This is a genomic window from Pseudomonas sp. PDM04 (assembly GCF_014851765.1).
Taxonomy (GTDB): Bacteria; Pseudomonadota; Gammaproteobacteria; order Pseudomonadales; family Pseudomonadaceae; genus Aquipseudomonas.
The window spans coordinates 471,353-483,847 of the sequence record NZ_JACVAI010000005.1 but is presented as its reverse complement, the minus strand read 5'-3'; the positions used below and the strand labels follow the sequence as shown (position 1 = coordinate 483,847).

Annotated in this window: 12 protein-coding genes; 6 read left to right on the top strand and 6 right to left on the bottom strand. The window is 62.2% G+C overall.

What is annotated here, in order from left to right:
- The first annotated feature begins 50 nt into the window (after positions 1-50).
- A complete protein-coding gene (locus IB249_RS21725; protein WP_192307759.1) occupies positions 51-1,175 on the top strand; it encodes a sensor histidine kinase in 1,125 nt (374 codons plus the stop codon).
- A gap of 81 nt (positions 1,176-1,256) precedes the next feature.
- On the opposite strand, the gene IB249_RS21720 is transcribed toward IB249_RS21725, so the two are convergent.
- Both IB249_RS21720 and IB249_RS21715 read right to left on the bottom strand, forming a co-directional pair.
- Entirely contained in the window at positions 1,257-1,562 is a 306-nt protein-coding gene (locus IB249_RS21720; protein WP_192307758.1) for a chaperone modulator CbpM, read from the bottom strand.
- 23 nt (positions 1,563-1,585) lie between these two features.
- Complete coding sequence (locus tag IB249_RS21715; RefSeq protein ID WP_192307757.1) at positions 1,586-2,533, bottom strand: DnaJ C-terminal domain-containing protein; 948 nt, start codon at positions 2,531-2,533, stop codon at positions 1,586-1,588.
- A 297-nt stretch (positions 2,534-2,830) separates the two neighbouring features.
- Between IB249_RS21715 and IB249_RS21710 the strand changes: the two genes are divergently transcribed.
- Positions 2,831-4,105, top strand: a complete 1,275-nt coding sequence (locus tag IB249_RS21710; protein ID WP_192307756.1) for an Hsp70 family protein — start codon at positions 2,831-2,833, stop codon at positions 4,103-4,105.
- Positions 4,106-4,232: 127 nt separating this feature from the next.
- Here IB249_RS21710 and IB249_RS21705 read toward each other — a convergent pair whose 3' ends face one another.
- Both IB249_RS21705 and IB249_RS21700 read right to left on the bottom strand, forming a co-directional pair.
- Positions 4,233-5,246: an AI-2E family transporter gene (locus tag IB249_RS21705; protein WP_192307755.1), complete on the bottom strand. Its 1,014-nt coding sequence runs from the start codon at positions 5,244-5,246 to the stop codon at positions 4,233-4,235.
- Positions 5,247-5,415: 169 nt separating this feature from the next.
- On the bottom strand, positions 5,416-5,718 hold the full coding sequence (locus IB249_RS21700; protein ID WP_192307754.1) for a PsiF family protein: 303 nt from the start codon (positions 5,716-5,718) through the stop codon (positions 5,416-5,418).
- A gap of 170 nt (positions 5,719-5,888) precedes the next feature.
- On the opposite strand from IB249_RS21700, the gene IB249_RS21695 reads away from it, so the two are divergent.
- Positions 5,889-6,767, top strand: a complete 879-nt coding sequence (locus tag IB249_RS21695) for a DMT family transporter (RefSeq protein WP_192307753.1) — start codon at positions 5,889-5,891, stop codon at positions 6,765-6,767.
- A 105-nt stretch (positions 6,768-6,872) separates the two neighbouring features.
- Here IB249_RS21695 and IB249_RS21690 read toward each other — a convergent pair whose 3' ends face one another.
- Positions 6,873-7,763, bottom strand: a complete 891-nt coding sequence (locus tag IB249_RS21690) for an esterase/lipase family protein (RefSeq protein ID WP_192307752.1) — start codon at positions 7,761-7,763, stop codon at positions 6,873-6,875.
- Between the two features lie 245 nt (positions 7,764-8,008).
- Here IB249_RS21690 and IB249_RS21685 point away from each other — a divergent pair, with 245 nt between their 5' ends.
- Positions 8,009-8,539 (top strand): ferritin-like domain-containing protein, encoded by a 531-nt coding sequence (locus tag IB249_RS21685; RefSeq protein WP_192307751.1) that lies wholly within the window; start codon positions 8,009-8,011, stop codon positions 8,537-8,539.
- A gap of 101 nt (positions 8,540-8,640) precedes the next feature.
- On the opposite strand, the gene IB249_RS21680 is transcribed toward IB249_RS21685, so the two are convergent.
- Positions 8,641-10,716, bottom strand: a complete 2,076-nt coding sequence (locus tag IB249_RS21680) for an AsmA family protein (RefSeq protein WP_192307750.1) — start codon at positions 10,714-10,716, stop codon at positions 8,641-8,643.
- Between the two features lie 388 nt (positions 10,717-11,104).
- Between IB249_RS21680 and IB249_RS21675 the strand changes: the two genes are divergently transcribed.
- Together IB249_RS21675 and IB249_RS21670 are read left to right on the top strand one after the other, a co-directional pair.
- A complete protein-coding gene (locus IB249_RS21675) occupies positions 11,105-11,701 on the top strand; it encodes a hypothetical protein (protein WP_192307749.1) in 597 nt (198 codons plus the stop codon).
- Between the two features lie 145 nt (positions 11,702-11,846).
- The gene (locus IB249_RS21670; RefSeq protein ID WP_192307748.1) at positions 11,847-12,479 is read left to right on the top strand and encodes a TetR family transcriptional regulator; all 633 of its coding nucleotides are present in this window, start codon (positions 11,847-11,849) and stop codon (positions 12,477-12,479) included.
- Positions 12,480-12,495: the final 16 nt, after the last annotated feature.

Below are 12,495 nucleotides of genomic sequence, written 5' to 3'. Positions count from 1 at the left end.
AGGCGCTACTATGCGAAACATCCCGTTTTCAAATACCCAGGAACCCGGCCATGCGCCTCTCGCAATTCATAAGGCAACAGGTTGACCTTATCGTCGATGAATGGGAGCAATTCGCAAGCACGATCACGCCGGCGGCCGAGAACATGGACCGCGCAGCCCTGCGTGATCACTCCAAAGAGATTCTGTTGGCCGCCGCGCGGGACATGGACACCGCGCAGAGCGCCAGCGAGCAACGGGCCAAATCCATGGGCGAGGGCCCGGAAAAAACCCCGAGCCTGGATCAGGCCGGGGCCAGCCACGGTGAGCTGCGGCACACCGTAGGCTTCGACCTGGTGCAGATGACCAGCGAATTCCGCCATTTGCGCGCCGTTGTCATTCGTCGGTGGGTCGAGAGCCTGCAATCGCCGGACATCACCTACTTCCAGGACATGATCCGCTTCAACGAAGCCATCGACGAGGCACTGGCCGAATCCACGGCGGCCTATGCCGAACGGGTCAACCGCTCGCGGGACATCTTCCTGGCGATCCTTGGCCACGATCTGCGCGCGCCGCTGCAAGCCGTGAGCATGTCCACCGACTTGCTGCTGCGCAAGGTCAGCCTCGAAGGCGAGGCGCTGAAATGCGCAACCCACATCCAGCGCGGTGCTCGGCACATGGCGGTGATGGTCAGCGATTTGCTGGAACTGGTGCGCAGTCGCCTGGGCAAGAGCCTGCCCATCGAGCCGGCGCCCATGGACCTTGCCGATGCGGCACAGGCGGCCATCGCCGAAGCCTGCGCCGGCCAGCCCGAGTGTGACCCGACGCTGAACGTGCACGGCGACACCCGCGGTATCTGGGACGCCGGGCGCCTCGATCAACTGCTGCGCAACCTGATCGGCAATGCCTTGCAGCACGGTTTGAACAAGCGAGACGTGACCGTGACGCTGACCGGCGAACCCGACACGGTACGCCTCACTGTGCACAACCATGGCACACCGATTCCCGAAATCGCCATCGGCACGATCTTCGATCCGTTGGTGCGCAGCGTTGACGAAGCACTCGGCCAACCGACCACCAGCCTTGGGCTGGGCCTGTTCATCGTCAAGGAAGTGGTCAACGCCCATGCCGGGACCATCGAGGTCAGCTCCAGCGAGGCGGACGGGACACTGTTTACCGTGGTGTTGCCCAGGGGGTAGACCCGGACACCACGCTGTACCGCTCATCGCTAGCCTGCTCGCGAAGGGCCCGGGTCGGCCCACACGGGAACAGCAGAATGCTCAGTCGACGACCAGCCGCCCCAGGCGCTGCTTGAGCATCTTGTTCTCGGCCCGCAGTTGCTGGACTTCTTCCAGCAGGTCCAGCGCCAGGGCGACGCCTTCCCATTCCAGTTCCAGGTCGTGCCGCAGCTTGGCGGCACGCTTGGCCAGGGTCAGCTCGTAATCGGTGAAACGCCAGTCCTTGGGCTGCCGGCCTTGAGGTTCGAGGATGCCGTGCTCGACGATTTCGATCACGTAGACGTCCGACAGATCGGTCGCCTCACAGAATTCTGCCATGTCCAGTTGAACGATCAGGGGGCTGCTCATCGTGGGCTACTCCGTCTCGGGTATCAGAAGTTCTCTCTGGGGTCGAACGCGGCTTTTTTCGCCAGTTCCTGCCACAGTGCCTTGACCTCGTCGCTGGAGGCCTTGGGCATCACGGCCTTGAGTTGCACGAACAGGTAGCCGCGTTGCCCGGCCTTGTTCAGCAGGCCGTGGCCCTTGGCGCGCATGCGCTGGCCATTCTGGCTGCCGGCGGGCACCTTGAGGTTGATCTTGCCGGTCAAAGTCGGCACGGCCACTTCGGTGCCCAGCGCCAGTTCCCACGGTGCCAGCGGCAAGGTGATGATCAGGTTTTCGCCTTCGACGTCGAACTTGGGGTGCGGCGCGAAGCGAATGATCAGGAACAGGTCGCCATTGGCCCCGCCGCCGATGCCCGGCGCGCCCTGCCCTTTGAGGCGGATGCGTTCGCCGTCGGTGACACCGGCCGGAATCTTCACGTTCAGGCTTTTGCTGGTATTGCTGACGTGCTGGCCCGCCGCGTTGTACTGAGGCACCTGGAAGGTCACCTTCTTCGACTCGTTGGACAGGGTTTCCTCAAGGAAAATCGCCAGTTCCATTTCCACGTCCTGCCCTCGGCGCCCAGCGCTACGACCCGATTGTCCACCGCCAAAACCAGGCCCACGGTTGCCGAAGATCGAACTGAAGAAGTCCGAAAAGTCGCCCGAGCCCTGGCCACCACCGAAACCGGCGCCGCCACGTCCCTGCCAACCCGGCGGGCCCTGGAACGGCTGGCCGTGCTGGCCGTATTTGCGCAAGTCGTCATACTCGGCGCGCTTGTCCGCGCTTTTCAGCGCTTCATAGGCTTCCGAGGCGTCCTTGAACTTGGCCTCGGCATCTTTTTCCTTGCTGACGTCGGGGTGGTATTTGCGCGCGAGCTTGCGATAAGCGGCCTTGATCGTCTTATCGTCCGCGGTCGGTTCCACACCGAGAATCTTGTAATAGTCTTTGAAGTCCATCTAAGGATCACCATCCGTTATCGATATCGCGCCGTCACCGGCAGTCTGCGCGTATTTGCAGGCGCCGGGTTGACCGATCTCAAGTTTGTGACCGGGTAGCGCATCAGAAGTTTATCGGCAGCGGTGGGCGGTTCTTGCGACCGTCCGATGGCTGCCAGGGTCAATGCAGACAAGTTGGGGGCATCCGGGCTGCTTATCAAGGCGCTATTGCCCGAGATTTAGCGGATAGTCGGCCTTCGAATCTGCGCCGCTCTGACATACACTGCGCGGCCGTTTTTTAACCGGAACCTGAAAGTCATGAAAAACGCATCTCCAGCCCGTGCCTGTGGTATCGACTTCGGCACGTCCAACTCCACCGTCGGCTGGCTGCGCCCCGGCATGGAAACGCTGATCGCGCTGGAGGACGACAAGATCACCCTGCCGTCGGTGGTGTTCTTCAACATGGAAGAACGCCGCCCGGTGTACGGCCGACTGGCACTTCACGAGTACCTGGAAGGCTACGAAGGCCGCCTGATGCGCTCGCTCAAAAGCCTTCTGGGTTCCAAGCTGATCAAGCACGACACCAGCGTGCTGGGCACGGCGATGCCCTTCAAGGACCTGCTCGGGCTGTTCATCGGCCAGTTGAAGAAGCGCGCCGAGACGACCGCCGGTCGCGAATTCGATGAGGTGGTACTCGGGCGCCCGGTGTTTTTTGTCGATGACGATGAGATGGCCGACCAGGAAGCGGAAAACACCCTGGTGGATGTCGCCCGAGCCATCGGTTTCAAGGACGTGTCCTTCCAGTACGAACCGATTGCGGCGGCGTTCGACTACGAGTCGACCATCGAGAACGAAGAGCTGGTGCTGATCGTCGACATCGGCGGCGGTACGTCGGACTTCTCCCTGGTGCGCCTGTCGCCGGAGCGCCGTGGCCACGACAACCGCCAGGACGACATCCTCGCCACCGGTGGCGTGCACATCGGCGGGACCGACTTCGACAAGCAACTGAGCCTGCAAGGCCTGATGCCGCTGTTCGGCTACGGCAGCCGCATGAAGAGCGGTGCCTACATGCCCACCAGCCACCACATGAACCTGGCGACCTGGCACACCATCAACTCGGTGTACTCGCAGAAGTCGCAGCTGGCGCTGGGCAGCATGCGCTACGACATCGAGGACACGGGCGGCATCGACCGGCTGTTCAAGCTGATCGAGCAACGCGCCGGGCACTGGCTGGCGATGGAAGTGGAAGAAACCAAGATCCACCTGACCCACGCCGACAGCCGCCACGTACCGCTGGACCGCATCGAGCCGGGCCTAAGCGTGGAACTGAGCCGCGCGCTGTTCGAGTCGGCCATCGACAACCTGCTGGAGCGTGTGCGCAACAGCGTGACCCAACTGCTGACCGACGCCAACGTTCGGGTCGATCAGGTGGACACGGTGTTCTTCACCGGCGGTTCGAGCGGGATTCCGGCGCTGCGCAACAGTGTGTCGGCCATGTTGCCGAATGCACGGCATGTGGAAGGGAACATCTTTGGCAGCATCGGCAGCGGTCTGGCGATTGAAGCGGCGAAGCGTTACGGTCCGATGGAGTGATCTGAGGCCGAGTCGCGCCTGTCGCGAGCAGGCTCGCTGCCACTGGGATATGCATTCCATTGTGGGAGCGGGCCTGCTTCGGACGGCGTTCCGACGAAGGCGTCAGACCCGGCAATGAACGGCCGGATCAAACCATCCCCACCTGCTTCAACTCACTCTTCAGGTACGCATAGTAAATCGGCCCTGCCACCACCCCCGGCAGGCCGAAGGCGGCTTCGAACACCAGCATCGCCAGCAGCAACTCCCACGACTTGGCACTGATCTGTCCGCCGACGATGCGCGCGTTGAGGAAGTACTCGAGCTTGTGGATGACAATCAGGTAACCCAGCGCCGCCACCGCGACCCAGATCGACAGGGACAGGCCGACGATGGTGATCAGGGTGTTGGACATCAGGTTGCCGATCACCGGCAACAGGCCAAGCAGGAAAGTCAGGACGATCAGGGTTTTGGTCAGGGGCAGCTTGATGCCGAACATCGGCAGCACCACCGCCAGGAAAATCCCGGTGAAGAAGGTGTTGAGCAGGGAAATCTTGATCTGCGCGAACACGATGTTGCGAAACGCCTGGACCAGCAGGTGCAGGCGATCGAACAGCGCGGCGGCCAACGGTTTGCGCTTGGTCAGGTCGGGGATGCGCTGCAAGGCGATGATCGCCCCCAGCACCATGCCGATCAGCAGCGTCACGAACATGTGCGCGGCGTCCTTGCCAACCAGTTGCAGGTCGCTGAGGTGCTTGCTCAGCCATTCGCCGATCGCTACGCGGAATTCCGCGGCACTGGCCGGCAGGTAGGCATCGACGAACGGCGGCAACTGCCCGCGCGCGCGGTCGACCACGTGCATGAATTTATCGAGGGACGCGCCAGGGTTTTCCGCCTCGTGCAGCAGGAAGCTGATGGCGCCGGCAAAGATCAGCGCCAGCACACTCACCACCAGGGTTCCCAGCAACGCCACGGCCAGCCAGCGCGCGCGCCGGCCTTCGATCAGACGCTGCAATTGCGGGGTCAGCATGTTGACCAGCTCGAACACCAACAGCCCGGCCAGCAGGCTGGGCAGCAAGCGCAACGGGATCACCAGGAGCAACCCACCGAAGATGATGACCCAACTGATGACCAGCAGGACTTGGCGTTGAGAAAACGTTGGCATACAGCCTCAAACGAACGGCGTAAAAGGATTGGCAGTCTGCCAGCGTTCGGGTGTCAGCACTAGGGATTGTCCCGGGGGCGAGGTGAAATTCAGGCGACCCTGCCGACCCCATCGTCGGGCGGCGTTCCGAGGATGGGGCCGGACGGCCGGCAAAAAATCCCGGACCCGGTTATTTCTTCAGGCAGCTGCTCATGAACGCCTTGCGCTCATCCCCTTTGAGGGCCTTGGTCGCGGCATCGGCGTTACAGGTTTTCATTTTCTCCTGCTGCGGGGTCAGGGCCTTGGCGTCGTTGGCCGCCGGTGCAGCCTTGAGGCAGGTGCTCATGAAGGCTTTGCGCTCGTCGCCCTTGAGGCTCTTGGCGGTAGCGTCGGCATTGCAGGTGGTCATTTTGTTCTGCTGTGCCGTGGCGGCGAAGCCCTGGGAGCAGAGCAGCAGCCCGATCATCAACAAAGGGACACGCAACATCTTCATGGAGTTTTCTCCTGGTCGCCGCACCGAGGGGCACGGCCTCGTCCTGAAGTGTAGACAAGGCCTGTTACACATTCCTGCGACCCCGGCGCATGTCGGAGGCAGGGCCATGGGCGTGGGCATTGCCGCCAGACCGTGGATAATGGCCGTCCATTAACGTTCTGGTTGTCCTGATGCAATACGCTTACCCCCTGCTGGCCATTTTCATTTGGGCCGGCAACACCGTAATCACCAAAATGTCGGCCGGAGCGATCTTCCCCGCCGAGATCGGTTTCTACCGCTGGCTGCTGGCCGGGTTGCTGTTCACGCCTTTCATGCTCAAACCGGTCATTGCCCATTGGTCGGCGATTGCTCCGAACCTGGGCAAGGTATTCATCCTCGGTGTGCTGGGGATGGCGATTTATCAAAGCCTGGCGTATTTCGCCGCGAGCATGACCACGGCCACCAACATGGGGATCATCCTGTCGCTGATGCCGTTGATGTCGCTGGCCATGGCCATTGCCTGCCTGGGCCAGCGCCTGACGGCAGGTGCGCTGGCCGGCGCGGTGCTGTCGCTCATCGGCGTGTTGGTGGTGGTGTCGTCCGGCAGCCTCGCGGTATTGATGGAACACGGGGTGAACCTGGGCGATGGGCTGATGCTGATCGCCACGCTGGCCTACGCGCTCTACAGCACACTGCTGAAAAAATGGCAGCTGCGCCTGCCGCCACTGGTGTTGTTGTACCTGCAAGTGCTGGTGGCGGTGGTGGTGCTGTTCCCGCTGTTCGCCGCGTCGCCGAAGATCGGCCCGACGCCACAGAACATTCCACTGGTGCTGTATGCCTGCCTGCTGGCTTCGATGGTTGCGCCACTGGCGTGGATGCAGGCAGTGGTGCGCCTGGGGCCGAGCCGGACCACGCTGTTTTTCAACCTGCTGCCACTGATGACCGCGCTGATTGCGGCGCTGGTGCTGCGCGAGCAGTTGGCGATGTATCACCTGGTGGGTGGGGCCTTGACCTTGGGTGGCGTGATTGTTTCGGAGCGGTGGAGGACGGTGTTGGGGCGCAAGGCCTAGAGCGAACTCACTGACGCTTTCGCGAGCAGGCTCGCTCCCACAATGGTCCTGTATAAGCCGATCCAATGTGGGAGCGAGCCTGCTCGCGATTGGGAGCGACGCGGTCTACAAGCCAGCGGCCTTGAGCCGGGCCGCATGCTCGACAAACAGGCGAATCGGTTCGGCCCCCTTGCCCACCAGCCCCAGCGACTGGTTGACGATGTCGAAGTGATCCAGTGGATACGCATCGCCAATCACCGTGCCCAGGTGCGAGCTGTAACGCCCGACCATGCCGTCGCACTGCCCGGCTTCGCGCACGAAGGTGGTGGCAAACAGTCGGCAGCTGCGGTTCGTGCCGTCGAACAGGTTGCGTCCGCGGTCGGTCTTGCCCGGCTGCAGGGTGCCTGACCACGAGTAGTAGCGCACGCCGTTGACCTCTTCCGGCCCGTGTCCGCCCCAAGTCTCGGGCAGCCCCTGTGGATAACGCTGGTTGAACAGCGCCACGCCCGCCGTGGTCAGGGACTCGTGGGACGCGTGGATGTCCACCGGCAACTTCGGGCCGCGATAGCCGGTGTCGAGCAATCCCATGACCGCACCGATCAGGCGCAGGAAGAAAGCCAGCAGCCGGCCTTTGGCGCTGTCCGCCGGATAATGGGTGTGCAGGTAGTCCGCCAGCTCCGAGCCATGGTTGGGCCCGGCCACCGAGGTCACGGAGGCCACGCGATCCGGGCGCTTCGCCGCCGCGTACCGGGCGGTCAACGAGCCCTGGCTATGGCCGATCAGGTTGACCTTGTCGGCGCCGGTCTGCCGCAGGATCTCGTCGATTCGCGTCAGCAATTGTTCACCGCGCACCTCGGTGGAGTTGAGCGGCGATACCTGCACCGCGATCACCGTCGCCCCACCCTGGCGCAACGCCTCCACAATTCCATACCAGTAGGGATAGAGCACCAGCCGGATAAACCCGAGCATCCCCGGGACCAGGACCAACGGATAACGCGTGGCCGAACCTTGCGACATGAGTGGACATCCTTGTGAGCGGTGAGGTGACACCCGGCTGGATGCAAGACATCCGCCAAGCATCGCCGGGAAAAGTGACAACTCGACGAGCAGTCTATGGCATGCCGCGATTCCAGCTCGGCCCGTCACGCTTTTCAATGGGCAAATTGCATCAAACTTTTCGCCACCCACGGGACTCACAGCCTAAGTAGCGATCACTTCCACAGAGGGTGACGCCCCATTGGATTAGCCTCCAGGAGAACGAAATGAGTGACATGCATTTGTCTGATGTAACGACGCTTCGCGCCCGAGCCCGGCAGAACGTCGAGAATGGCGCGGTGACCGAAAGCTACAGCGCCGACCGCGAGCAAGTGCTGCGCTTGCTCAACGAATCGCTGGCCACGGAGCTGGTCTGCGTGCTGCGCTACAAGCGCCACTATTTCATGGCCAACGGACTGAAGGCCCATGTCGCCGCCGACGAATTTCTCGAGCACGCCAACCAGGAAGCCGCGCACGCCGACCGGCTGGCCGAACGCATCGTGCAACTGGGCGGCGAGCCCGAATTCAACCCTGACCTGCTGTCGAAAAATTCCCACGCGCAGTACGTGGCCGGCAATTCACTCAAGGAAATGGTCTACGAAGACCTGGTTGCCGAGCGCATCGCCATCGACAGCTACCGCGAGATCATTCAGTACATTGGCGAAAAGGACCCGACGACCCGGCGGATCTTCGAAGACATCCTGGCTCAGGAGGAAGAGCATGCGGATGATATGGCGGACATCCTGAACGATTTGTAACACCTGACCGGCCCTATCCGCGAGCAGGCTCGCTCCCACAGACATGGGAGCGGGCTTGCTCGGGGCTGCATTCCGACGGAAGGACCCTTGCAGTCAACCCGTTACTTTGTGGGCTTGACCGTCACCGGCGCCTTCCCCGCCTTCATCTGTTGCAACAACGGCGCACACTGATTGGGCTCCCCGCCACTGGGCGCCACCAGCGCCAGCAGCCCCGCCGCCGGCGCGGCGATCACGCCCAACGCCACCATCCCCGCACCGCGCAGCATCAGCGGCACCGCCTTCACGCCGGCGTCGGGCTTGATGAACTTGCCCCGCACATACAATGGCGAGCGCAGCGAAATCAGGCGCCAGCCTTTGGATTCCGGGGTCACGGTCAGGTCCAGTTGCTCGGTCGTCATGTTCGCCGTGCCATCGATGTAGATGATCGCGTTCTCGGTGTCGAAGACGAACAACCGTGTACTCGCCAGGCCGCTCTTGATGTCGAAGTCAGCGGCCGCGCAGTTGATCTTCACTTCCTTGTCGCCAAAGATCTTGCCGACCACGTAGTTGCCGACATTGAGCCCGGCCAGCTCCATCAGTTCGCGACTGATGGCGCCGTCGTTGATCAGCATTTTCAGGTTGCCATTGGCCGTACCGAGCAAGGTCGCCACCGAGTTGCCGCGACCGCTGATGTCGGCATCGCCGTTGAGCTCGCCGAAACTGGTTTTCATCGGTTCGAAGGTCGGGAACAGTTGCTTGAGCTTGAAGCCGCGGGCGGTGAGTCTGGCGTTGCCTTCCAGCGGCTCGGTGCGCCCGTTGAGGCGAATCTGCGCGTCCAGCTTGCCGCCGGCGACGCCAAAGCGCAGCGGCTCGAGGCTGAGCGCGCCGTCGTTCAGCACCAGGTGGGTATAAAGGTCGTTGAACGGCAGTTTTTCGCTGTGGACGATGCGCTTGCCGGTGAATTCGACATCCGCGTCCATATCGCGCCAGCGCTCGGTCTTGAACTCCTCGACCGGCAACACCTTGTCCGCCGGTTGCTTGCTTTCACCGCCACGGGCCTTCTGCTTGGCGTTGGAGTCGGCGCCGATCAGCGGCGCCAGGTCGGCAAACAGCAGTTGGTTGGAGACCAGAGAACCGCTGAGTTTCGGCCGGGGCTGGCTGGCGACATAAGCCAGGTCGCCATGAATGTCGCTCGCGCCGATCTTGCCGTTGAACCCTTCATAGCGGAACACTGCGCCGCCCGCTTCGTGCAGCTTGGCGATCAGGTGACCGTCGGTGGCGTAGGGCGGGGTATCCGGCAGGGTCACGCCGGTCAGTGGATAGAGGTTGCCGAGGCTGGTGCCGGCCAGTTTCAGGCGCAAGTCCAGGGCACCGAGGTTGAGCGGATCGGTCAGCGTACCGGCGAGCTCGACGCGGGTGTCGGCAATCGCCACCTGGGCCTGGAGCGGGAAAGGTCGGGTGGCATCCTGCAAGGCCAAAAGACCGCCGATCTTGCCCTCGCCGGCGAGTTTCTGGCCGTGATACTGGCCCTTGACCTTGAGGGCAAACGCATAGTCCTGAGGCGCGCTGCCCTTGTCCTGCGCGGTCTTCGCCGCTTTGTCGCCGACGATCTCGCTGAACGGGATCGGCTTGCCCAGGGGATCGATCAGCAGGTCGAGCTGGGTTTTCAGGGTCTGGTCGTCGAGGGTGACGTGGCCCTTGTCGAACCCGATAGAACCAATGTCCACCACCCAGCTTGAAGGTTCGGCGTTCGGGTCCTTGGGGTCGAACTGGAACGTCCAGTTCGCCCGCCCATCGGCCAGACGCTGCAGCTGTGCGTTGGGTTCGGTGAGGTCAATGCGCGGGATCGTCACCCGTTGCGCCAGCAGCGCCAACGGCGAAAGGCGCAGCTCAACGCGTTTGAGCGTGGCCATCTGCGGTTGTTTCGACCAGTCCGGGTTGCCCAGGCTCAGGTCTTCGGCCACCACGTGCGGCCATGGCACCCACGCCCGCCAGCCGCCTTCGTCAGGCTCACGCCGCCAGATCACCGCGAGGTTGCCATTGATGGCAAACGGTCGGTGCAGTTCTTCGGAGACTTTGCTGTTGAGGGTCGGTTTGATCCGGTTCCAATCGAAGAACGCGATGATCAGCACCAGTATCGCCAGCACAACCACCAGGCTGGCAAAGGTCCAGGCGAGGATTTTCGGGGTGCGCGTCATTGCACAGAGCTCCTGAATACGACTGAGCGCCCTGACTGCGACGCACGTGTGAAACGTTAGGCCAGATTGGCCTGCCATGAAGTGTACGACTGGAAAACCGCCCGCAGGTTTAACCGAAATGCGGCTTAACGTTCAAATAATCGGCCCGGCTCACCCTGCGCTCGTCACCCGGTGTTACCGCCCCCGCACTTTTGTGCGGCACATATGAGTTGAAAATACCCACATCGGTGCGAAAACGCCGGCCGGAAAGGCCCGGTTTAGAGCCTTCGCAGTGAACAATCAATTCCGTTGATTATTACCATTGCGTTTATGAACTTTTATATCGACTTATCGAGAGTAGCATTGCCCTCGTACCCAATTTATTGCCTTGCCACGGAGCACCCCGATCATGAAACGCCAATTACTGCTTAGCCTTACCCTCTCAATGCTGGCCAGCACCGCTTTCGCCCTGCCGGCCGCCGAACAGGCCACTCCACAAGTCAAAGCCAGCCAATCGGCGTTCGGCCAGACCGTGGCGGCTGATGGTTCCGACCGCACCCCACAAGGCCAGACCCTGGCTGAAGGTGGCAACGATCGCCTGAAAGAAAAAGGCCTGATCACTCAAGACGGTTCGGATCGCACCCCACAAGGTCAGACCCTGGCTGCTGACGGTTCCGACCGCACCCCACAAGGCCAGACCCTGGCTGCTGACGGTTCCGACCGCACTCCACAAGGTCAGACCCTGGCTGCTGACGGTTCCGACCGCACCCCACAAGGCCAGACCCTGGCTGCTGACGGTTCCGACCGCACTCCACAAGGCCAGACCCTGGCTGCTGACGGTTCCGATCGCACTCCACAAGGTCAGACCTTGGCTGCTGACGGCTCCGACCGCACGCCACAAGGTCAGACCCTGGCTGCTGACGGCTCCGATCGCACTCCACAAGGTCAAATCCTTGCCGAAGGTGGTGGTGACCGTGTGATCGAACGCAACAGCCGCTTGAGTTAAGGCCATGTCCGCCCTGAAAAAAAGCCCAATCCCCGGATTGGGCTTTTGATTTTCCAGAATCCCCCTTCCCCGCCTGATCGTTCGACGCCGGCAAAGCCGATTTGCTAGAGTGCTTCGCTGTCCTGTCCAGAAAACACCCCTTGCGATGCTGCCCCGCGCCGAACAGAAACAACAAACCCGCAACGCCCTGATGGACGCCGCCCGTCATTTGATGGAGTGCGGCCGTGGATTCGGCAGTCTGAGCCTGCGTGAAGTGGCGAAGACCGCCGGGATTGTCCCCACCGGTTTCTATCGACACTTCGCCGACATGGATGAACTGGGCCTGGTCCTGGTCAGTGAAGTCGGCCAGACCTTTCGCGAAACCATTCGCCTGGTGCGCCACAACGAATTCGTGATGGGCGGCATCATCGACGCCTCGGTGCGGATCTTTCTCGACGTGGTGTCGGCCAATCGTTCGCAGTTCCTGTTTCTCGCCCGCGAGCAGTACGGCGGTTCGCTGCCGGTGCGCCAGGCCATCGGCCGGCTGCGCGAAGACATCAGCTCCGACCTGACGGCCGACCTGGCGCTGATGCCCAAGTTGCAGCACCTGGACATCGCCGGCCTGCACGTCATGGCAGACCTGATCGTCAAAAGCGTGTTTGCCACCCTGCCCGACATCATCGACCCGCCGGTCGAGGCGCTGCCCGAGCACCTCACACCCCAGGCCAAGATGACCCAGCAACTGCGCTTTATCTTCATTGGCCTCAAGCACTGGCAAGGGCTGGGCAGCACCGAATAAACCTGCTGCGCTGCTC